The organism is Pseudomonas simiae, from assembly GCF_900111895.1.
Lineage (GTDB): Bacteria > Pseudomonadota > Gammaproteobacteria > Pseudomonadales > Pseudomonadaceae > Aquipseudomonas > Aquipseudomonas simiae.
Genome location: NZ_FOKB01000003.1, coordinates 339,766 through 361,187 on the forward strand (window position 1 = coordinate 339,766; position 21,422 = coordinate 361,187).

Genomic DNA, 21,422 nt, shown 5'->3' on the forward strand with positions numbered 1-21,422 from the left:
ACACATCAAAATGTGGGAGCGGGCTTGCTCGCGAAGGCGATCTCGGAAGCGACAACGATCCTCGATCACAACTTGGCGATCGACACCTCGGTGGACTTCACAAAGGCAATCACTTCGCTGCCAATCACCAGCTCCAGCTCTTTGACCGAACGGGTGGTGATCACGGAAGTGACGATGCCGGAAGCGGTCTGCACGTCGATCTCCGACAGCACGTCGCCTTCGACGATTTCTTTGATGGTGCCTTTGAACTGGTTACGCACGTTGATAGCTTTAATAGTCATGTCGTTCTCTCTTCATGGGACAAGTGAGTTATTGAGCCCAGCGCAATTGCGTAGGCAGCGGTGAAACAGGTTCGGGTTCCGGCGGTGAGCCCGGCAGGGACAACACACGGTTGAGCACTTCGGCTTCCAGCGCGGCCAGGCGATGTGAGCCCCGGGCACGTGGGCGTGGCAGGTCGACGATAAGGTCCAAACCGATTTCACCGTCTTCGATCAGGATCACCCGGTCGGCAATCGCCACGGCTTCACTGACATCGTGGGTGACCAGCAACACGGTGAAACCGTGCTTCTGCCACAGGTTTTCGATCAGTTGCTGCATCTCGATACGGGTCAAGGCATCCAGCGCGCCCAACGGCTCATCCAACAGCAACAAACGCGGTTGATGGATGAGCGCACGGGCCAGGGCCACGCGTTGCTTCTGCCCGCCGGACAGCGCCGCCGGCCATTCATTGGCACGTTCAGCCAGGCCGACCGCTTCCAAGGCTTCCAGCGCTTTGGGGCGCCAGTCGCCTTTAAGCCCCAGCCCCACGTTGTCGATGATCTTCTTCCACGGCAGCAGCCGTGCTTCCTGGAACATTAGCCGCGTGTCTTCAATCGCTTCGCTCAATGGCGCGGAACCGGCCAGCAGCTCGCCGCCGCTGGCCTTATCCAGACCGGCCAGCAGGCGCAGCAAGGTACTTTTGCCGCAACCGCTGCGCCCGACCACCGCCACGAATTGGCCGGCCGGAATATGCAGGTCGATGTCCTTGAGCACTTCGCGCGCGCCAAAGGCCTTGCGCAACTTGCGTACCGCCAGGGGAATGCCCTTCAGCAGGCGCGGGGGTTGTTGAGCTGTCATGCCACACCGCCTTTGTTCACTTGATACGCCGGGTGCCAACGCAGCCATACACGCTCCAGGCCACGAGCCGCCAGGTCCGCGAGTTTGCCGAGGATGGCGTACATGACGATGGCCAGTACCACCACATCGGTTTGCAGGAATTCACGGGCGTTCATCGCCAGATAACCGATACCGGCACTGGCCGAGATGGTTTCCGCCACGATCAGCGTCAGCCACATGAAGCCCAGGGCAAAGCGCACGCCCACCAGGATCGACGGCAGCGCGCCCGGCAGGATCACCTGGCGGAACAGGCTGAACCCGGACAAGCCATAGCTGCGCGACATTTCCACCAGTGCCGGATCAACGTTGCGGATGCCGTGATAGGTGTTGAGGTAGATCGGGAACAGCGTACCGAGGGCGACCAGGAAAATCTTCGCCGTCTCGTCAATGCCGAACCACAGGATCACCAGCGGGATCAGTGCCAGGTGCGGCACGTTACGGATCATCTGCACCGAGCTGTCCAGCAGGCGTTCACCCCACTTCGACAGGCCGGTGATGAAGCCCAGGGCCAGGCCGATGCTGCCACCGATCAGGAAACCCAGGCCGGCACGCCAGCCACTGATGGCCAGGTGGGTCCAGATTTCGCCGCTGGCGACCAGGTTGATACCGGCTTCAATCACTGCGCTGGGGGCCGGCAGGATACGGGTCGACAACCAGCCCGCCGATACCGACAACTGCCACACCACCAGCAATAGAACCGGCAGTACCCAGGGCGCCACACGGTGGCTCAATTTTTCATAGTTCATGGCGCTGCCTTAGCTCTGTGACGCAGCTTTGGGAAGGATGTCGTTGGCGACCATCTCGCCAAACGGGCTCACGTAGCCGGCGCTTTTCGGCAGCTCGGGACGCTCGATATCCAGGTGGGGAAACAGCAGCTCCGCGACGCGATACGACTCTTCCAGGTGTGGATAACCGGAGAAGATAAAGGTGTCGATGCCCAGCGCTGCGTACTCCTTCACGCGTGCCGCCACCGTTGGGCCATCGCCCACCAGCGCGGTGCCCGCACCGCCACGGACCAGGCCGACGCCGGCCCACAGGTTGGGGCTGACTTCGAGGTTGTCGCGGTTACCACCATGCAAGGCGGCCATGCGCTGCTGGCCGACGGAATCGAAACGCGCCAGGGAGGCCTGGGCACGGGCGATGGTGTCGTCGTCCAGATGGGAGATCAGTTTGTCGGCGGCTTTCCACGCTTCATCGTTGGTTTCACGCACGATCACATGCAGGCGAATACCGAAGCGCACGGTGCGTCCGAGTTTTGCGGCCTTGGCCCGCACCTGTTCGATTTTTTCCGCGACGGCCGCCGGCGGCTCGCCCCAGGTCAGCACCATTTCCACCTGCTCGGCTGCCAGGTCCTGGGCCGCTTCGGAAGAACCACCGAAGTACAGCGGCGGGCGCGGTTGCTGGATCGGCGGGTAAAGCAGCTTGGCGCCTTTGACGCGGATGTGCTCGCCGTCGTAATCCACGGTTTCGCCTTCCAGCACACGGCGCCAGATACGGGTGAATTCCACCGAGGCCTGGTAGCGCTCTTCGTGGCTGAGGAACAAGCCGTCACCGGCCAGTTCTTCTGGATCACCACCGGTGACCAGATTAAACAACGCACGGCCACCGGACAGACGATCCAGGGTTGCTGCCTGACGCGCCGCTACCGTCGGGGAAATGATCCCGGGGCGCAGTGCGACAAGGAATTTCAGACGCTGGGTCACCGGGATCAGCGAGGCGGCCACCAGCCACGAGTCTTCGCAGGAGCGCCCGGTAGGGATCAGCACCCCGCCGAAACCCAGGCGATCAGCGGCCTGGGCCACTTGCTGCAGGTAACCGTGGTCAACGGCGCGAGCGCCTTCGGCAGTGCCAAGGTAATGGCCGTCGCCGTGGGTAGGCAGGAACCAGAAAATAGTGAGGCTCATGGAGTTGTCTCCTGAAGAAGTCGGATTACGGCGCTGTGGCCACGGCGGCGGGTGGCGTCCAGATCACGTCCTTGATGTTCAAGGGCTTGGGGATCAGTTTGAGTTGGTAGAAGCTGTCGGCGATCTTCTGCTGGGCAGCCACCACTTCAGGGGTCAGGAACAGTGCACCGTAGCCTTGGCGTTTCACCGAGGTCAGGGTGATGTCAGCCGGCAGGCCAAGCAGCGGCGCCACTTGTTCAGTCACTTCCTGTGGGTTGGCCTTGGACCATTCGCCCACGGCGCGTACCTCCTCCACCAGCGCCTTGATCACTTCGGGGTGCTGTTGGGCGTATGGCTTTGTCGCCAGGTAGAACTGGTGATTGTCGGCGATGCCGGTGCCATCACGCAGGGTGCGGGCTTGCAGTTGTTTTTCGGCGGCGGCCTGGTACGGGTCCCAGATGACCCAGGCGTCCACGCTGCCACGCTCGAAGGCGGCACGGGCATCGGCGGGCGGCAGGAACACGGCCTGCACGTCGGTGTATTTCAAGCCGGTATCTTCCAAGGCACGTACCAACAGGTAATGCACGTTGGAGCCTTTGTTGAGCACGACTTTCTTGCCCTTGAGCTCAGCCACGGATTTGATCGGTGAATCTTTCGGCACCAGGATCGCTTCGCTGGTCGGTGCAGGCGGCTCGTAGGCCACGTAGAGCAAGTCGGCACCGGCTGCCTGGGCGAAGACCGGTGGGGTTTCGCCGGTCACGCCGAAGTCGATGGAGCCGACGTTCAAGCCTTCCAGCAATTGCGGGCCGCCAGGGAACTCAGTCCACTGCACGTTCACGCCTTGGGCAGCCAAACGTTTTTCCAACGTGCCCTTGGCCTTGAGCAGCACCAGCGTGCCGTACTTCTGATAACCGATCCGCAAGGTCTCGGCGGCTTGAGCTTGAACAATGGCGCCGAAGGACACAGCCGCAGCAAACAGTGCGACCAGACCACGACGCAAGATGACAGTGCGCATGGCGCTCTCTCCAAATAATGCGTTTAGGGGGTTGGCTGCACCTGCTTGGCCGTTGGCGGCTGAGTAAGGTGAGTTTTTTACATTTCGGTGTGGCTTAAATGCTCCAGCGAGCACTCAACAAACGTTCATTCAACACGTGAGGGTCCAGCGGTTTCGGGCGACGGGCCATGGCGTCGTACAGCGTCTCCAGTGCCTCGTGCAAACGGTGTTCGAGTACCGGCACCAGTTGTGCCTGGGCACTGCCTTCGCCGTAAGCGATCTGACTGTCCTCGGCAAAGATACCGTGGAGCAACTCCTGTGCCTTCAGCGCCGACAGCACCGGCTTCAAGGCATAGTCCACGGCCAGCATGTGGGCGATGCTGCCACCCGTGGCCATCGGCAACACGACCTTGTGGGCCAGGGCGCGCTCGGGCAGCAGGTCCAACACGGTTTTCAGCGCGCCGGAGAACGAAGCCTTGTACACCGGCGTGGCGATCACCAGGCCATCTGCATTAGCCACTTGTTGCAGCAGGTCGATGACCTTGGGACTGTCGAAGCGCGCATGCAGCAGGTCTTCAGCCGGGAAATCCCGTATCTGGTAACTCACCACTTCGACGCCTTTTTCTTGCAACCACTGACGGGTTTTATCCAGCAGCACCCCTGAGCGGGAGCGCTGGCTGGGACTGCCTCCAAGTGTTACGACCAACATGCAGGAATTCCTTGCGCAGGTGTCAGCGGTTCGCTGTGTGGCGATAGCGCCAAGATGGAACAGACCTTATCAGCTGATTTATATATCTATAAATCTTATTTTTTCATTTGTTTATTCCTTAAAGAAATATGCAGATGATGAATCACCGGACGAAAAAAAAGGCCGTAAAAACGGCCTGAAAACCCCTGCTGTGTGAGCCTTGAAATGCGATTTACATGTGGGAGCGGGCTTGCTCGCGAAAGTGGTGTGTCATTAAAGGATGCATCGACTGACAGCCTGCCTTCGCGAGCAAGCTCGCGCCCACATTGGGCCTGCGTTAACGATTCGGCTGAGGGGTAAGCCGCAGATACGGCTTCACCGCCCGGTAACCCTTCGGAAAGCGCTGCTTGATCTCGTCCTCATCCTTGAGCGACGGCACGATCACCACCTCATCACCGTCCTGCCAGTTGGCGGGCGTGGCGACCTTGTGGTTGTCGGTCAGTTGCAGCGAGTCGATGACGCGCAGGATTTCGTGGAAGTTGCGGCCGGTGCTGGCCGGGTAGGTGATGGTCAGGCGGATCTTCTTGTTCGGGTCGATCACGAACAAGGAACGCACGGTGAGGGTGTCACTGGCGTTGGGGTGGATCAGGTCGTACAGGTCGGACACTTTACGGTCGGCGTCGGCCAGGATCGGAAAGTTGACGACCGTGTTCTGGGTTTCGTTGATGTCTTCGATCCACTTGTGGTGCGAGTCCACCGGGTCAACCGACAGGGCGATAGCCTTGACGCCGCGCTTGGCGAATTCGTCCTTGAGCTTGGCGGTGAAACCCAGCTCGGTGGTGCACACCGGGGTAAAGTCCGCCGGGTGGGAAAACAACACACCCCAGCTATCGCCCAGCCACTCGTGGAAACGAATTTTGCCGGCGCTGGAATCCTGTTCGAAGTCGGGGGCGATATCGCCCAGTCTTAGGCTCATGGTGTGGCTCCTGATGAGTGCTTATGGAACCCACTGTGCATGGTTTGCGGATTATTTAAAAAGAATAAATATCGATTTATCTAGACGATAAAGGAATATTAAAAATCTGTTCATTGGACGTAGGCAAAGGCGAAGAGCAACATCGTTTCCAAGGTTCGAGAAGGCCTTGAGACGCTGTACAAAGAGGGGTTCAGGAAGGGCTTGCGGGGGTTTAGCCCGACTTGAACGGCAAGACACCCTGCCCGGCGTTGCGCCGGGCAAGGTTTTACAGGCTTACAACAGCGGGATCGAGTAGCTGACGATCAGACGGTTTTCGTCTTGATCACGCGCGCCAGCGATGTCGGTGCGCCACATAGCGTTCTTCCACGCCACGCCGAGGTTTTTCAGCGGACCTTCTGGAATCACGTAGGCAACGGTGATGTCACGTTCCCACTCGGACTGACCGTTGAACTGTGTACGAGAAGCGGTGTTAGCTACGGTGTCGATGTCGCTGCCTTTGAGGTAGACAACACCGGCGGTCAGACCAGGAACGCCAACCTTGGCGAAGTCATAAGCGTAGCGAGCTTGCCAGGTACGTTCGCCGGCACGGGCAAACTTCTGGATCTGCATGTCAGTGGTCAGGTAAGCCGACGAACCGTCGCCCTGGTTCAACCAAGGGAAGTCGCTGCTGCCGTTGCTGACTTGATAACCACCACCGAAGGTGTGACCGGCAACGGTGTACAGGAACAGGCCGCTGTACAGATTGTTGTCGACCTTGCCCTTACCGGCGCGGAAGCCTTGGTAGTTGCCAGTGGTGAAGTAAGCGGATTCGTTACCGTTGGCGCCATCATCGGAGCTGTTGAAGTAACGCAGATCAGACTTCAAAACACCCGGGCCGATAGCCCAGTTGTGGGTCAGACCCAGGAAGTGCTGCTTGTAGAAGTCTTCCAGATTGCCGTAGTAATACTGGGCAGTCAGGTCTTTGGTGATCTTGTAGTCACCCCCGGCGTAGATGAATTTGTTGCTGTCACGCCAGGTAGCGCCACGGCTGTTAGCACCCGACAACGACAGGTTTTCGTTGCTGCTGGAGTTACGGCCCTTGGCTTTTTCGATCTGACCGCCGACCAGCGTCAGGTCCTTGATATCGTTGGTAGTGATCTGGCCACCCTGGAACGTCTGTGGCAACAGACGACCATCGTTGGTGATGATCACAGGCAACTTAGGCTGCAAGGTACCCAGCTTCAGTTCGGTCTGAGAGATCTTGGCTTTGGCCGTCAAACCCAGGCTGGAGTAGTCATTAACGGCCTTGCCGTTATGCTCGCTAGGGAAGATGGTGCCGCCGTAGGAGCCTGGGTTGGCGCCGCTTGGCTTGGTGGCGCCGTTGGTGCCGCCGCCCGAATCCAGACGAACACCCAGCAGGCCAATAGCGTCAACACCGAAGCCAACAGTGCCTTGGGTATAACCGGAGATGAAACGCAGATCGAAGCCTTGACCCCATTCTTCGTTCTTGTTCGCGCCGGTACCGTTACGGTTGTCGGTATTGATGTAAAAGTTACGCAGACCCAGTGTTGCTTTACTGTCTTCAACGAAACCGGCAGCGCCTGCTTGCTGAGCGATTGCGCCCAGGGCTACAGCCAGTGCCAAGGTGGACTTCTTCATGTACCGCTCCTCTCATTTCTAATTTTTGTATTTCTTTGGTCTCGGGTCTGACGCCCTCGATCCACAGATGCGCGATTAGCGCCAGATAGTGACTACCAAGTCAATCGTAACCTTGTATGTCTACTACCTTCGTCTAATCGCAGTTGATTTGGTCCCTGCAGGGTAATGAGTTTTTCATACACCCAAAAAGAATTATTTCATTCTTTTTCATACGATTTTGGAATAAGCCTTTCCATGATGCTGGCCTGTCAGGTTAGACGAACCGCTCCATAAGCTAATTCCTAAAGGGTATTTGTTAGCGCTTTTTTAGATCGATTAGTGTGGCCGTACAGTTGCATACGTCACCCACGATCAAAAAGGCGACGCCATCATGGCCAAACGCACATCCTCCCGTCAATTTGTTACAGTTTTTGTGTCACTAATACTTTCTTTTGGTGTCAAAGCGGCCGATTTAACCATCGGCTACCAAACCGGCATCGATCCCAGCAAAGTCCCACAGGCCGACGGCCTCTATGAGAAGGCCATCGGCGAGAAAATCGCCTGGCGCCGTTTCAACAGTGGGCCGGAAGTCGTAACCGCTATTGCCTCAGGCGATGTGCAGATTGGCAATCTCGGTTCCAGCCCCCTCGCGGCAGCGGCTTCTCGCAATCTACCCATCGTCGCGTTCATCGTATCGGCCCAGATCAATACTTCTGAAGCATTGGTGGTGCGTAACGGCAGCCACATTGACGCACCCAAGGATCTGATCGGCAAAACCATCGCTACGCCATTTGTCTCAACCTCGCATTACAGCCTGCTCGGCGCACTGAAGCACTGGGGCCTGGACACCAGGCAAGTCAAGGTGGTGAACCTGCAACCGGCCGAAATTGCCGCCGCGTGGAAACGCGGCGATATCGACGGTGCATTCGTGTGGTCGCCGGCCCTGGGCGAAATCCGCAAGACCGGCAAGACCCTGACAGACGCGGCCCAGGTGGGTCAGTGGGGCGCGCCGACGTTTGAAGTGTGGGTGGCGCGCAAGGATTTTGCGGAAAAACATCCTGACATAGTGGCCAAGTTCGCCAAGGTTACGCTGGATTCATTTGCCGAGTATGCGGCCCATAAGGACGGCTGGACCGTGGATTCCGAGCCGGTCCAGAAAATCGCGAAACTGACAGGCTCAAATGCTGTGGACATTCCTGAACTGCTCGCCGGGACGACGTTCCCAGACGCGCAAGCACAGCAAACCGATGCGCTGCTTAAAGGCGGGACAGCAACGGCGATTGGGGAGACGGCGAAGTTCTTGAAGGAACAAGGGAAGGTTGAAACGGTATTGCCGGATTACTCGGCCTTCGTGACCGACACATTTATCTCGAAATAAATGCGCTCCCTGTGGGAGCTGGCTTGCCTGCGATGCAAGCGCCTCGGTGCTCAGTTGAACCGAGGTGATGCTATCGCTGGCAAGCCAGCTCCCACACAAGCCAGCCCCAGCTTTTAGTTACAGCGCCTTTTCGAAAATCTTCGAATTGCGCTGATAGTTGTACAGCGAAGCCCGCGCCGACGGCAGACGGTCCACGCTGCTCGGCTCAAAACCTCGCTCACGGAACCAGTGGGCGGTGCGGGTGGTGAGGACAAACAAGGTCTTCAATCCCTGGGCTCGGGCACGGGATTCGATACGCTCCAGCAACACATCTCCGCGCGCGCCGTGGCGATATTCCGGGTTCACCGCCAGGCACGCCAGCTCCCCCGCATTCGAATCCGCGATCTGATACAGCGCCGCGCAGGCGATGATCATGCCTTCGCGCTCCACCACGCTGAATTGCTCGATCTCGCGCTCCAGCACTTCCCGCGAACGGCGCACCAGGATGCCCTGCTCTTCCAACGGGCTGATCAGGTCGAGCAAGCCACCGACATCTTCAATCGCCGCTTCGCGCACCAGTTCGAATTGCTCCTGGGCCACCAGCGTACCGCCCCCGTCGCGGGTGAACAGTTCGGTGAGCAACGCGCCGTCTTCGGCGTAGCTGACAATATGACTGCGCCCTACTCCGCCACGGCAGGCCTCCGCGGCCGCATCCAACAGCTCGGCCTGGTAGTTGCTGCTGCCCAGGCGCTGCAGGTGTGCGGGCACTTGTTGCGGACGCAGTTCGCGCACCAGACGACCGTTTTCATCGATCAGGCCCATGTCTGCGCCAAACAGCAGCAGCTTGTCGGCACCCAGGTCGATGGCGGCGCGAGTGGCGACGTCCTCGCAGGCCAGGTTGAAGATCTCACCGGTAGGCGAGTACCCCAATGGCGACAGCAGCACGATGGAACGCTCGTCCAACAGGCGATTGATACCCTTGCGATCGACGCGGCGCACTTCGCCGGTGTGGTGGTAGTCCACACCTTCCAATACTCCGATAGGACGCGCGGTGACCAGGTTGCCGCTGGCTACCCGCAGGCGCGAACCCTGCATTGGCGACGACGCCATGTCCATGGACAGGCGCGCTTCAATGGCGATACGCAGTTGGCCAACCGCGTCGATCACACACTCCAGCGTTGCCGCATCAGTGATGCGCAAGCCTTCGTGGTAAGCCGGGGTCAGGCCACGGGCTTCAAGGCGCGCTTCGATCTGTGGGCGCGAGCCGTGGACCAATACCAGGCGCACGCCGAGGCTGTGGAGCAACACCAGGTCGTGGACGATGTTGCCGAAGTTGGGATGTTCCACACCGTCGCCGGGCAGCATGACCACAAAGGTGCAGTCGCGGTGCGCGTTGATGTAAGGGGAAGCGTGACGAAGCCAATTTACGTAGTCGGGCATGGAACCTGGGCCTGTAATAAAAAGCAGCCGAAAAAGGATGAGTCGTGAAAACGCACAGCGGGCTGATGGTTATCGTCGGAACAGGCTTGGCGACACGCTCACTCTCCTTCTATGTACGAACAATCAGGGGTTAATTTATGCAGGCTTCAGGCAGTAATGTTCGATCAGTTCCCGCAATAGACGCACTGTAGGCGTCAAGCGTGACATTTCGAGGTACTCGCCCGGCTGGTGGGCGCACGCGATGTCGCCGGGGCCGAGCACCAGGGTTTCACAACCAAGGCGCTGAAGATAAGGCGCTTCGGTGCCGAACGCTACTGCTTCGGCACGATGGCCGGTCAATCGTTCCGCCACCCGCACCAGTTCGGTGTCTTCCGGTTGCTCGAAGGGAGGGACCGCGGGGAACAGTGGCGCGTAGTCGATCTTGACCTGATGGCGCTCGGCGAGCGGTTCAAGCTTCTGCCGGATCGCGGCGCGTAGCACCTCGGGATCCATGCCCGGCAAAGGCCGCAGATCAAACTCCAGGGAACACTGGCCGCAGATGCGGTTGGGGTTATCGCCGCCGTGGATGCAGCCGAAGTTCATGGTCGGCTGCGGCACGCTGAATTGGGGGTTGCGATACTCGCGCTGCCAGCCCAGGCGTAGGCCACGCAGTTCGCCGATGGCGTCGTGCATGGCTTCGAGGGCGCTGTGGCCCAGGCTGGGATCCGACGAATGGCCGCTTTGACCGAGAATGTCGATGCGTTCCATCATCACGCCTTTGTGCAAGCGGATCGGCTTGAGCCCGGTCGGCTCGCCAATCACCGCTGCACGGCCCAGCGGACGCCCTGCCTCGGCCAATGCACGGGCACCGGACATGGAGCTTTCTTCATCGCAGGTGGCGAGGATCAGCAGCGGCTGCTTGAACGTCTGGTCCAGCAGGGGCAGCACTGCTTCGATGGCCAGGGCGAAAAAGCCTTTCATGTCGCAACTGCCCAGTCCCACCCAGCGGCCGTCGACTTCCGTCAGCTTGAGCGGATCGGTCTTCCACAGTGCGGCGTCATAGGGGACCGTGTCGCTATGCCCCGCCAGCACCAGGCCACCGGGACCACTGCCGAAGCTGGCCAGCAGGTTGAACTTGCCAGGGCTGACTTGCTGGATGTCGATGGCGAACCCCAGGTCCCCCAGCCAACTGGCAAGCAAATCGATCACCGGGCGGTTGGTCTGGTCGAGAGATGCCTGGGTGCAACTCACAGAAGGCGCTGCAATCAATGCGGCGAACTGCTCTTTCATGGACGGTAACGGCATGCGCGGTCTCTCAGCTTCCCGGATGAACCTCACTATAGAGCCATCTGCACGACACAATAAACCGTTGCGGCACGTTGCCGGGCTCACTCCTGTACACTGCACGACCTTGGCAGCCACTCTTTTCCCCGGCTGCGCTCCCGATCCTGGATGTACCGGCCATGCAAAAAGAAACTGAAATCAAACTCCGCGTCAGCCGCGAGACCCTCGCGGCGCTGCGTGAGCACCCGCTCCTGAAAAAACGCAACAAAAGTGGCTGGGAACGCCGTGAGTTGATGAACCAGTATTTCGACACCCCCGAGCGCGATCTGGCCCAGGCCAAAGTCGCCCTGCGCCTGCGCAAGGACGGTGACGACATCATCCAGACCCTCAAGACCCGCGGCCAAAGCGTCGCCGGCTTGTCGGAACGCAACGAATACAACTGGGACCTGCCCAAAGCCAAGCTCGACGTGAAAAAACTCGACGGCGAATGCTGGCCCGAGCAATTGGCCGAGTTGGACAAAAAGACCCTCAAGCCGATCTTCACCACCGACTTCGTGCGCGAACGCGCCGAAATCGCCTGGGGCCGCGGCAAGGCCAAGGTAGTCATCGAAGCCGCCCTGGACCTGGGCCACGTGGTCGTCGGCAAGCAGAAAGAAGAGATCTGTGAGCTGGAACTGGAACTGCGCGAAGGCGAACCGGCTGCATTGCTGGAGCTGGCCGCCGAACTGGCCGCCACCCTGGCACTGATGCCATGCGATATCAGCAAGGCCGAGCGCGGCTACCGCCTGTACGACGCCAGCAGCTATTCCCTGAGCCTGCCGGCGCCACAGCTGCACGCCGAAATGCCATTGGACGACGCCTTCGCCGCGATCATGTGGCACCTGCTGGGCAGCAGCCAGCGCCTGGCCGAGCAGTACCGCTTCAATGGCCACTGGCGCCTGCTGCAAGACTGGGTCGACAACCTCGGCGAACTGCGCGCCCTGGTCGGCAGCCTCGGCCAGGCCGCACCGCGTCAATCCACCAGCGAACTGCGCAGCGCACTGGATGCCCTGCTGGAAGACTGGCGCCCACTGGTTCAAGCCGGTGACGACGACGAAGACATCCGCAAAGCCGCGCCGGAACAGTTCACCGAAGAACTGGAAGACGTGCGCTGGGGCCTGTTTTCCCTGAACGCCTCGCGCTGGCTGCTCGCCCGTACCTGGACTGCCGACCGCAACGTGCGTGGCAACCGCCAGGGCGCTGCGCAACTCACCAACTGGCTGCCGCGCCTGCTCGCCGAGGACGCCGTCGCCCTGCAACTGCCGCGCTACCAGCAACAGCCGGAAGACCTGGCCGAGCAACTGCCGCGTATCGAACGCATCCAGGCCTGGCTGCACCATGCGCGTCAGGTGGTGGACATTCCGGAGCTGGACCGTTTGTACGGTGAGCTGAACAAGTTGGCCCAACTGGCCAACCAGCCGATCACCGATGAGTCGCTGGATGCGCGGATGCATCAGGCGATTGCGGTGTATCAGAACCGGGCCTGGAAGACTTTGTTGCGTCTGTAACGATGTCATCGCGGGCAAGCCCGGCTCCCACGCTGATTGTGTTCACAGACAGGTAGCTGTGAACTCAATCCACTGTGGACTTGCCCGCGATGAGGCCGGCCCTGTCAGCGCAACACTGGCAGGCTGGTGGTGGACTTGATCTCCGACAACGCCACAATCGAATTGACCTCCTGAATCCCCGGCACCATCGACAACTTCTCGAAGAAAAACCGCTCATAGGCCTCAATGTCCGAAGTAACGATGCGCAGCAGAAAATCCACCGCCCCCATCAGCACATAACACTCCAGCACTTCCGGAAACCCGCGAATCGCGTCGGTGAACTCGGTGAAGTTGGAGCGCCCGTGGGCGTTGAGTTTGACCTCGGCGAAGATCTGCGTATTGAGGCCGATCTTCTTGCGATCCAGCAAAGTCACCTGGCCGCGAATCACGCCCTCTTCCTTGAGACGTTGAATACGCCGCCAGCAAGGTGACTGAGAAAGGCCCACCTGTTCGGCGATCTGTGCGCTGGACAGCGAGGCGTCCTCTTGCAGCAAGGCCAGGATACGGCGGTCGTAAGCGTCCAACTCGCTGTGCATATAAATACCTTCAATGGTGCCTATCTTGAATTGATCAATTCGATTATTCCTAAAACAGGCTCATCTTAGATAAGAAATCTCCGCTGGCGAATGTAAAAATTTCTCCAGTCGAATCTGGAGCTTTCCCATGCACGCCGTCGAAACCAACTACCCCGTTACCCGCGTCGACGCGTGGGCCGTCAACAGCGTTCATTGCCAGGCGCATTACCGAATCGTCGCCGAGGCGGAGCCCGACCTGTTGTGCCGGGTCCTCAACTATTTCGCCCTGCAATTCCTCACGCCGCGACAGGTCATGGTGAACCGCGAAGAGGACCTGCTGAACATCGACATCGTGATGGACGGCCTGAGCTGGCACCGGGCCCAGGTGATCGGTGAAAAGATTCGAAACCTGATCAGCGTGTGCACTCTGGATATGTGGTCGGCTGATTCCGTAGGGCCTCAAGCGGTGGTGGCGGTCGCCCAGTAAAAGCCTGCAATACACACTGGGAGGAAGATATTCAGCGGCTGGCTAGCCTGGGACTTACGCCCTCAGCCACCCAGGAAAACCTTCATGCCGGTTGATCAACGATTGGAACTGCATCAACTGTTGCCGGCTTTGGTCGAAGGGCGGCTGATCACGCCAGAAATCGCCCAACGCTTGTCGGCGCTGCCGGCCAGCAACACCCTGCACCCATTGGAGAGCATCGCAGCCCAAGGCCTGTGCCTGGAAACCCTGACCGAATGGCTCGCCCAACGGGCCGGGCAACCTTATCTGCGCATCGACCCATTGAAAATCGACGTGGCGACGGTAGTGCCACTGATGTCCCACGCGTTCGCCCAACGCCACGCCATCCTCGCGGTGGCGGTGGATGCCCAAACCGTCACCGTCGCCAGCGCCCAGCCCCATGTCACCAGTTGGGAAGCCGGGCTTTCGCAGGTGCTCAAGCGTTCGATCAAACGCGTGGTCGCCAATCCCCAGGACATTACGCGCTGTATCGGTGAGTTCTACCGGCTGGCGAAGTCCGTCAGCGGAGCCGATCAAAAGGTGGTGGCAGCTGGCAACGTCGACCTGCTCAACCTCGGCGCCCGCGAACAGGAACCGGATGCCAATGACGCACACATCGTCAATATCGTCGACTGGCTGCTGCAGTACGCTTTCGCCCAGCGCGCCAGTGATATCCACATTGAACCGTGCCGTGAACAGGGACGTGTGCGCTTTCGTATCGACGGGCTGCTGCATGATGTCTACCAGTTTCCGCCCCAGGTAACGATGGCGGTAGTCAGCCGCCTGAAAAGCCTAGGCCGCATGAACGTGGCAGAAAAACGCAGGCCCCAGGACGGCCGGGTCAAAACCAAAAGCCCGACGGGCGCTGAGGTTGAGCTACGCCTTTCCACCTTGCCCACGGCATTTGGCGAGAAGTTGGTGCTGCGGATTTTCGACCCGCAGGTGTTGCTCAAGGGCTTTGACCAGCTTGGCCTGTCGGCGGATGACCAGCGACGCTGGCAATCCATGACGCGCCAGACTCACGGCATCATCCTGGTGACCGGCCCGACCGGTTCGGGCAAGACCAGCACGCTCTACACCACACTCAGGCAACTGGCGACCCGGGAGGTCAACCTGTGCACCGTGGAAGACCCGATCGAGATGGTCGAGCCCACGTTCAACCAAATGCAGGTGCAGCACAACATCGACCTGACCTTCGCCAGCGGTATCCGCGCCCTGCTGCGCCAGGACCCGGACATCATCATGATTGGCGAGATCCGCGACCAAGAGACCGCCGAAATGGCGATCCAGGCCGCGTTGACTGGGCATCTGGTGCTGTCGACCCTGCATACCAACGACGCCCCCAGCGCCATCAGCCGTTTGCAGGAACTGGGCATTGCTCATTATTTGATCAAGGCCACCTTGCTGGGGGTGATGGCGCAGCGGCTGGTGCGGGTGTTGTGCCCTCATTGCAAGCGGACGCTGGGTGACGCCCATGAGGCGGTCGGATGCGGGGAGTGTCGACAGAGCGGTTATCGGGGGCGAGCCGGTGTTTACGAAATCATGGTGCTGAATGAAGCACTCAAAACCCTGATCACACCCGGCGCCGATCTACACGCCCTGCGCCAGAAAGCGATTGCCCAAGGTATGTGCAGCCTGCGCATGGCCGGCGTGAAAAAGGTCGAGGCGGGGCTGACCACGATGGCAGAAGTATTACGAGTAACGCCTGGGGATTCGGTAACAAATCCTTTGTTTGATAAGCAGTGAAACCGTTCTTATCGGTGACAACACCGTTACAATCGGCTCAACGTCGTTTCACTGAAACATTCAGATAGGGAATCGCTATGCAGATCGGAACCGTACTGCTTCTTTTCGTGGGATTGGCCATTGCCATCCTATTCATGGGTTTCAAGGTGGTCCCACAGGGGTACCAGTGGACGGTCGAGCGTTTCGGCCGCTACACCAACACCCTCAAACCTGGCCTGAACATCATCATCCCGGTCATGGACCGCATTGGTCGCAAGATCAACGTGATGGAAAGCGTGCTGGATATCCCACCCCAGGAAGTCATCACCGCCGACAACGCCACTGTGCAGATCGACGCCGTGTGTTTCTTCCAGGTGGTCAACACCGCCCAGGCCGCGTACGAGGTCAACAACCTCGAACACGCCATCCGCAACCTGCTGCAAACCAACATCCGTACCGTACTCGGGTCCATGGAGCTGGATGCCATGCTCAGCCAGCGTGATGGCATCAACGAAAAACTGCTGAAGACCGTAGACGAAGCCACCGCGCCGTGGGGCATCAAGATCACCCGTATCGAGATCAAGGACATCAGCCCGCCCGCCGACCTGATGGCCGCCATGTCGGGCCAGATGAAAGCCGAGCGAATCAAGCGTGCACAGATCCTTGAAGCGGAAGGGCTGCGAGCATCGGCAATCCTGACCGCCGAAGGCAAGAAACAGGCGCAGATCCTTGAGGCCGAAGGTAGCCGGCAGGCGGCGTTCCTGGAGTCTGAAGCCCGCGAACGTCAGGCCGAAGCAGAAGCCCGCGCGACGCAAGTCGTGTCGGAAGCGATCGCGTCGGGCAATGTGCAAGCGGTGAACTACTTCGTCGCGCAAAAATACATTGATGCGCTGGGCAAGCTGGCATCGGCCAACAACAGCAAGGTCATCCTGATGCCGCTGGAAGCCAGCCAGGTGATCGGTGCAGTCGGTGGTATCGGCGAGATCGTCAAGGCAACGTTCGACAACAAGAAAGGCTGAGGCCAGCGCCATGTGGGATTTCCTGCAGCATCTGTCGTTTTGGGATTGGCTGGCACTGGGTACGGTGCTGTTGATCCTTGAGGTATTCGGTGCCGGTGGTTACCTGCTGTGGATGGGCATCGCGGCGGCGGCCGTGGGTGTGATCAAGTTCCTGGTGCCACCCTTGGGGCTGGAGTGGCAACTCCTACTGTTTGCCGTGTTGTCGATCCTGACCGCGGTGTATTGGTGGAGGCGCCAGCGCAGCAGTGCCAAGGCCAGCGACCAGCCGGGACTGAACGAGCGTGGCTCGGAGCTGATCGGCCGCACCTTCGTGGTGCATCAGGCAATTGTGGATGGGCGAGGCAAGATAAAGGTCGGTGACGGCGTATGGATGGTCACCGGCCCGGACAGCGCTGCAGGTGCTCAAGTCCGGGTGATTGGCCAAGAAGGCGTGGTGTTAAGGGTTGAAACTGTTTAGTCAGTGAGGGAACTCGGTCGGGATAACTACAATCATAATGTACAGATAACCCACCCGGAGTCACCCATCATGCGTCTCAAATATGCTGTCGCAACCCTCGCTGTGCTTTCCCTCCCTGTCGGTTCAGCCATGGCCGACAGTTTCTGGCGCAATGTCATCTCGTCGGGCGCCACCACTGGCTCGACGTACCTGACCTTCAAGGACCACAAGCTGGTGGTCGCCGCCCAGGATGACGCAGGCAGCTTTGTTGCCAGCGACGGCGGCATCCGCGGCCCGTACCTGGAAGCGGCCATGCAGAAAGTCCGCGCCGACAACCCTGGCCTGCAAGCCACGGATATGGAACTGGCCAACGCCATTCTCGCGAAAAACGCAGTTACCGAATAACTCGGGTTCGATAAAAAATGCCGCTTTAAACAGCGGCATTTTTTTGTCTTCAGCTCCTACGGTCATCGCACCTGAGCACTACATAAATGTTCCTGCTTTCACAGCTGAATACGGACAAGTCCTGTGGAGCCTCTTCCTGCCGGGCAACAAGCTAAGGGTTCCTTTTTGAATAAAGCGAATCACTGCCCATGCACAAGATTGCCTACGCTCTGCTGCTCTCTGCATTTGCTACCGCCTACGCCCAGGCAGAAAGCTGGTACGGATCAGCCAAATTCAACAATGCCCGCCAGAACCTCTCCAGTTCGTTGCTCACCAGCCCTCGCGTGACTGAACGGGTGGACGCCCCGGATAGCAGCAAGTCATTCGTGGCCTCTTTCGCCGCTGGCTATAGCTTTGACAATGGCTGGCGACTGGAAGGGGAATACACGCTGCCGAACAACTCGACATTCAAATCCTACTGGGCCCCCTTTAATGCCAACGTCAACAGTTTGCAGGTCCAGAGCCAACGCTTGATGCTCAACGGCTATAAAGATATCCCTATCAACCAGTGGTTGTCGTTTTACGGTATGGCAGGTGTCGGCGTCGCACGCATTGAAGCCGAAGGCTATCAAACCAATGAAAGCCGCCGTTTCGCCAACAACCGCCAACACAACCTCGCCTATAGCGTAGGCATGGGTCTGGAAGCGAAGGTTAGCCAGCAACTGAGTCTGGGAGCGGGCTATCGTTACATCGCCATGGGTGACGTGGAAACCGGCTACAACACCTTCGCAAACCGTGTGAACGCTCGTGATGAACAACTCAAAGGCAAGCTCAAAGAGCAGAACGTGTTCCTGGAAGCGCGGTACACCTTCTGAGTCCCATTAGAGAATGCCGCTTTTGAAGCGGCATTTTTTTGCCCAACCGACGACGATTCATTCACAGGCGACAGGCTATATTCAGTCAAGCCGTGCAACCATGCCGGTACTGCTACCTCGCCCACTCAACGCCACTCTGAAACGGATGCCTTCGTCGTCATGAGCCAACAGCCCTTCCTGCCGTTCTCCAAACCCACCATCGATGAAGCCACCATCTCGGCGGTCGGCGATGTACTGCGCTCAGGCTGGATCACCAGTGGGCCGAAAGTGCAGGCGTTCGAGGCTCAGTTGTCGGAATACTTTGGCGGCCGGCCGGTGCGCACCTTCAACTCCGGGACGTGCACCATGGAGATTGCCTTGCGCATTGCCGGGATTGGGCCGGGCGATGAAGTGATTACCACGCCGATCTCCTGGGTTGCCACGGCCAACGTGATCCTGGAAGTGGGCGCCACGCCGGTGTTTGCCGATATCGACCCGGTCACCCGCAACATCGACCTGGCCCAAGTGGAGGCCGCGATTACCCCGCGCACCAAGGCGATCATCCCGGTTTACCTGGCCGGCCTGCCCCTGGACATGCCGATGCTGTATGCGCTGGCAAACAAGTACAACCTGCGCATCGTCGAGGATGCTGCTCAGGCGCTGGGTTCCAGCTGGGATGGCGAGCGTATCGGCGCCACCGGTGATTTCGTGTCTTTCAGCTTCCAGGCCAACAAGAACATCACGTCTTCCGAGGGCGGTTGCCTGGTCTTGAACAACGCCGAGGAAGCGCGGCTGGCGGAAAAATATCGTCTGCAGGGCGTTACCCGCACCGGCTTCGACGGTTTGGATGTGGATGTGCTGGGCGGCAAATTCAATATGACCGACATCGCCGCCGCCATTGGCCTGGGGCAGTTTGCCCATATCGAGCAGATCACCACGCATCGTCAGAACCTGGCGCGGCATTATTTCAAATGCTTTGGCAGTGATTTTGAAGAGCAATACGGCGCACAACTGCCACCGGCCGACTTCGAAAACAGCAACTGGCACCTGTTCCAACTGGTGCTGCCGGAACGCCAGGACGGTCTGCCGGCCCGCGCCACCTTCATGGAGCAGATGCAGGCCCACGGCGTCGGCATTGGCTATCACTACCCACCGATCCACCTGCTGAGCCTTTATCGCGCGCAGGGGTTCAAGGAAGGTATGTTCCCGGTGGCAGAAAAGGTAGGTCGTTTGATCGTGTCGTTGCCGATGTTCACAGCAATGACAGAAGCGGATGTGGAGCGGTCGGTGGCAGCAGTGAAGGCGGTCCTGAAAGCCGGCTAGCCATAATCAGCTGTGGGAGCTGGCTAGCCTGCGAGTGCATCACCTGGGTATCACTGATACACCGAGGTGCCCGCATCGCAGGTTAGCCAGCTCCCACATTGTTTTGAGCCGGTCCAGCTATTGGCGTTTACTCGCCGATGGCGGCTTTGTAGCCAGCAGCATCCAGCAGTTTTTCCAGATCAGCCGGGTCGTTTGGCTTGAGCTTGAAGATCCACGCGCCGTACGGGTCGGAGTTCAACAGCTCTGGCTCGTCGCTCAAGGCCTCGTTCACCGCGATCACTTCGCCAGCTACCGGCGAGTAGATATCCGAAGCGGCCTTCACCGACTCCACCACACCCGCCTGGGCCGCCGCGTCAAACACGCTGCCGACTTCGGTCAGCTCAACGAACACCACATCACCCAACGCTTCCTGTGCATGGTCGGAAATACCGACGGTCACGGTGCCGTCGGCTTCCAGGCGTGCCCATTCGTGGCTTTCGGCGAAACGCAGGTCGGCAGGGATATCGCTCATAATCTGTGTCCTCAAGAGGTAATGTCAGCGGCCATTGGCCTGCCGAAAATAGGTTAGATCAAGGTTTTGCCATGGCGCACGAAGGTCGGTTTGACCACTCGAACCGGGTACCACTTGCCGCGGATTTCCACTTCGGCCCGATCGGCAGTGGCCGTCGGTACACGCGCCAGGGCAATGGATTTGCTCAGCGTAGGAGAGAAACTACCACTGGTGATCTCCCCTTCGCCAATATTGGCGATACGAACCACCTGATGAGCACGTAAAACCCCGCGCTCTTCCAGTACCAGGCCGACCAGTTTGAACTGGACACCCGTCGCTTTTTCCGCTTCCAGCGCAGCACGACCAATGAAGTTACGCTCGGCGGGCTCCCAGGCAATGCTCCAGGCCATGTTCGACGCCAGGGGCGAAATATCCTGGTGAATGTCCTGACCGTAGAGGTTCATGCCTGCTTCCAGGCGCAGGGTATCGCGGGCGCCAAGGCCGATGGGTGAAATACCGGCACCTACCAGGTCGTTGAAAAAGCCCGGTGCCTGATCGGCCGGCAGGACAATCTCCAGGCCGTCTTCACCGGTGTAACCCGTGCGCGCTATAAACCAATCGCCATCGGCCTGGCCTTCGAAGGGCTTGAGCTGGTGAATCAGCGTGCTGCGAGACTGGGTAACCAGCTCGGCAATCTTCTGCCGGGCGTGAGGGCCTTGGATAGCGAGCATGGCCAGCTCAGGGCGTTCATGCAGCTGCACCTGGTAATTGCCCAGCTGCGCGTGCATCCACGTCATGTCCTGGTCGCGCGTGGAGGCATTGACCACCAGGCGATAAGCGGACTCGGTGCGGTAGACAATCATGTCATCCACCACGCCGCCCTTTTCGTTAAGCATGGCGCTGTACAACGCACGACCGCAGTCGTGCAGACGTTCGACATCATTGGCCAGCAGGTACTGGAGCCATTCCTTGGCCTGGGGGCCGGTGACATCGATCACGGTCATATGAGATACATCGAACACCCCGCAGTCGCGTCGCACCTGATGGTGTTCTTCAACTTGCGAGCCATAGTGCAGAGGCATATCCCAACCGCCAAAATCGACCATTTTCGCGCCAAGGGCGAGATGCAGGTCATACAGAGGCGTACGCTGTCCCATGGGTTTCTCCTTCCGGGCGTGGCGAAGGTGCGCGGAGCTACTGTTCGTGCCGAAC

Annotated in this window: 23 protein-coding genes; 10 read left to right on the plus strand and 13 right to left on the minus strand. The window is 59.3% G+C overall.

The annotated features are described in order from the left end of the window. Nucleotides 1-65 precede the first annotated feature (65 nt). From BMZ57_RS11590 to ssuE, 6 genes are all read right to left on the minus strand, one after another. Nucleotides 66-281: a TOBE domain-containing protein gene (locus BMZ57_RS11590; RefSeq protein ID WP_003213899.1), complete on the minus strand. Its 216-nt coding sequence runs from the start codon at nucleotides 279-281 to the stop codon at nucleotides 66-68. 28 nt (nucleotides 282-309) lie between these two features. Continuing rightward, the gene (ssuB, locus tag BMZ57_RS11595; protein WP_010207344.1) at nucleotides 310-1,116 is read right to left on the minus strand and encodes an aliphatic sulfonates ABC transporter ATP-binding protein; all 807 of its coding nucleotides are present in this window, start codon (nucleotides 1,114-1,116) and stop codon (nucleotides 310-312) included. Further along, nucleotides 1,113-1,901: an aliphatic sulfonate ABC transporter permease SsuC gene (gene ssuC / locus BMZ57_RS11600; protein ID WP_010207345.1), complete on the minus strand. Its 789-nt coding sequence runs from the start codon at nucleotides 1,899-1,901 to the stop codon at nucleotides 1,113-1,115. Before ssuC ends, ssuB begins: the two co-directional genes overlap by 4 nt. A 9-nt stretch (nucleotides 1,902-1,910) precedes the next feature. Further along, complete coding sequence (ssuD, locus tag BMZ57_RS11605; protein WP_010207346.1) at nucleotides 1,911-3,059, minus strand: FMNH2-dependent alkanesulfonate monooxygenase; 1,149 nt, start codon at nucleotides 3,057-3,059, stop codon at nucleotides 1,911-1,913. Between the two features lie 25 nt (nucleotides 3,060-3,084). Next, nucleotides 3,085-4,053 carry a sulfonate ABC transporter substrate-binding protein gene (locus BMZ57_RS11610; RefSeq protein ID WP_045791517.1) on the minus strand — a complete coding sequence of 323 codons (969 nt, stop codon included), beginning with the start codon at nucleotides 4,051-4,053 and terminating at the stop codon, nucleotides 3,085-3,087. Nucleotides 4,054-4,147: 94 nt separating this feature from the next. Further along, entirely contained in the window at nucleotides 4,148-4,741 is a 594-nt protein-coding gene (gene ssuE / locus BMZ57_RS11615) for an NADPH-dependent FMN reductase (protein WP_010207349.1), read from the minus strand. On the opposite strand from ssuE, the gene BMZ57_RS29145 reads away from it, so the two are divergent. After that, a complete protein-coding gene (locus BMZ57_RS29145; RefSeq protein WP_137205802.1) occupies nucleotides 4,740-4,937 on the plus strand; it encodes a hypothetical protein in 198 nt (65 codons plus the stop codon). The two genes, ssuE and BMZ57_RS29145, sit on opposite strands and share 2 nt — an antisense overlap. 120 nt (nucleotides 4,938-5,057) lie before the next feature. Here BMZ57_RS29145 and BMZ57_RS11620 read toward each other — a convergent pair whose 3' ends face one another. Both BMZ57_RS11620 and BMZ57_RS11625 read right to left on the minus strand, forming a co-directional pair. Next, nucleotides 5,058-5,696 (minus strand): peroxiredoxin, encoded by a 639-nt coding sequence (locus BMZ57_RS11620; RefSeq protein WP_010207351.1) that lies wholly within the window; start codon nucleotides 5,694-5,696, stop codon nucleotides 5,058-5,060. A gap of 273 nt (nucleotides 5,697-5,969) precedes the next feature. Beyond that, nucleotides 5,970-7,334, minus strand: a complete 1,365-nt coding sequence (locus tag BMZ57_RS11625; RefSeq protein WP_010207352.1) for an OprD family porin — start codon at nucleotides 7,332-7,334, stop codon at nucleotides 5,970-5,972. Nucleotides 7,335-7,704: 370 nt separating this feature from the next. Between BMZ57_RS11625 and tauA the strand changes: the two genes are divergently transcribed. After that, nucleotides 7,705-8,691, plus strand: a complete 987-nt coding sequence (tauA, locus tag BMZ57_RS11630; protein ID WP_010207354.1) for a taurine ABC transporter substrate-binding protein — start codon at nucleotides 7,705-7,707, stop codon at nucleotides 8,689-8,691. A 117-nt stretch (nucleotides 8,692-8,808) separates the two neighbouring features. On the opposite strand, the gene argA is transcribed toward tauA, so the two are convergent. Both argA and argE read right to left on the minus strand, forming a co-directional pair. Continuing rightward, complete coding sequence (gene argA / locus BMZ57_RS11635) at nucleotides 8,809-10,110, minus strand: amino-acid N-acetyltransferase (RefSeq protein WP_010207355.1); 1,302 nt, start codon at nucleotides 10,108-10,110, stop codon at nucleotides 8,809-8,811. 135 nt (nucleotides 10,111-10,245) lie between these two features. Further along, nucleotides 10,246-11,394, minus strand: coding sequence for an acetylornithine deacetylase (argE, locus tag BMZ57_RS11640; RefSeq protein ID WP_010207356.1), 1,149 nt, complete (start codon nucleotides 11,392-11,394; stop codon nucleotides 10,246-10,248). Nucleotides 11,395-11,552: 158 nt separating this feature from the next. On the opposite strand from argE, the gene BMZ57_RS11645 reads away from it, so the two are divergent. Then, nucleotides 11,553-12,920 carry a CYTH domain-containing protein gene (locus BMZ57_RS11645; protein WP_010207357.1) on the plus strand — a complete coding sequence of 456 codons (1,368 nt, stop codon included), beginning with the start codon at nucleotides 11,553-11,555 and terminating at the stop codon, nucleotides 12,918-12,920. A gap of 104 nt (nucleotides 12,921-13,024) precedes the next feature. On the opposite strand, the gene BMZ57_RS11650 is transcribed toward BMZ57_RS11645, so the two are convergent. Continuing rightward, complete coding sequence (locus BMZ57_RS11650; protein WP_010207358.1) at nucleotides 13,025-13,495, minus strand: Lrp/AsnC family transcriptional regulator; 471 nt, start codon at nucleotides 13,493-13,495, stop codon at nucleotides 13,025-13,027. Nucleotides 13,496-13,622: 127 nt separating this feature from the next. Here BMZ57_RS11650 and BMZ57_RS11655 point away from each other — a divergent pair, with 127 nt between their 5' ends. The 7 genes from BMZ57_RS11655 (at nucleotide 13,623) to BMZ57_RS11685 (ending at nucleotide 19,720) form a co-directional block, all read left to right on the plus strand. Continuing rightward, the gene (locus BMZ57_RS11655) at nucleotides 13,623-13,961 is read left to right on the plus strand and encodes an ACT-like domain-containing protein (protein ID WP_010207359.1); all 339 of its coding nucleotides are present in this window, start codon (nucleotides 13,623-13,625) and stop codon (nucleotides 13,959-13,961) included. 84 nt (nucleotides 13,962-14,045) lie between these two features. After that, nucleotides 14,046-15,725 carry a GspE/PulE family protein gene (locus tag BMZ57_RS11660; protein WP_010207361.1) on the plus strand — a complete coding sequence of 560 codons (1,680 nt, stop codon included), beginning with the start codon at nucleotides 14,046-14,048 and terminating at the stop codon, nucleotides 15,723-15,725. A 77-nt stretch (nucleotides 15,726-15,802) separates the two neighbouring features. Then, entirely contained in the window at nucleotides 15,803-16,723 is a 921-nt protein-coding gene (locus BMZ57_RS11665; RefSeq protein WP_010207363.1) for an SPFH domain-containing protein, read from the plus strand. 10 nt (nucleotides 16,724-16,733) lie between these two features. Continuing rightward, entirely contained in the window at nucleotides 16,734-17,180 is a 447-nt protein-coding gene (locus tag BMZ57_RS11670; protein ID WP_010207365.1) for an NfeD family protein, read from the plus strand. A gap of 69 nt (nucleotides 17,181-17,249) precedes the next feature. Beyond that, nucleotides 17,250-17,564, plus strand: a complete 315-nt coding sequence (locus BMZ57_RS11675; RefSeq protein WP_003176799.1) for a DUF2388 domain-containing protein — start codon at nucleotides 17,250-17,252, stop codon at nucleotides 17,562-17,564. A gap of 188 nt (nucleotides 17,565-17,752) precedes the next feature. Beyond that, the gene (locus BMZ57_RS11680) at nucleotides 17,753-18,418 is read left to right on the plus strand and encodes an outer membrane protein (protein ID WP_010207367.1); all 666 of its coding nucleotides are present in this window, start codon (nucleotides 17,753-17,755) and stop codon (nucleotides 18,416-18,418) included. Nucleotides 18,419-18,577: 159 nt separating this feature from the next. Next, nucleotides 18,578-19,720: a DegT/DnrJ/EryC1/StrS family aminotransferase gene (locus tag BMZ57_RS11685; RefSeq protein ID WP_010207369.1), complete on the plus strand. Its 1,143-nt coding sequence runs from the start codon at nucleotides 18,578-18,580 to the stop codon at nucleotides 19,718-19,720. Between the two features lie 127 nt (nucleotides 19,721-19,847). Here BMZ57_RS11685 and gcvH read toward each other — a convergent pair whose 3' ends face one another. Beyond that, nucleotides 19,848-20,231, minus strand: a complete 384-nt coding sequence (gcvH, locus tag BMZ57_RS11690) for a glycine cleavage system protein GcvH (protein ID WP_010207370.1) — start codon at nucleotides 20,229-20,231, stop codon at nucleotides 19,848-19,850. Between the two features lie 53 nt (nucleotides 20,232-20,284). Beyond that, nucleotides 20,285-21,367: a glycine cleavage system aminomethyltransferase GcvT gene (gene gcvT, locus BMZ57_RS11695; protein ID WP_010207372.1), complete on the minus strand. Its 1,083-nt coding sequence runs from the start codon at nucleotides 21,365-21,367 to the stop codon at nucleotides 20,285-20,287. Nucleotides 21,368-21,422: the final 55 nt, after the last annotated feature.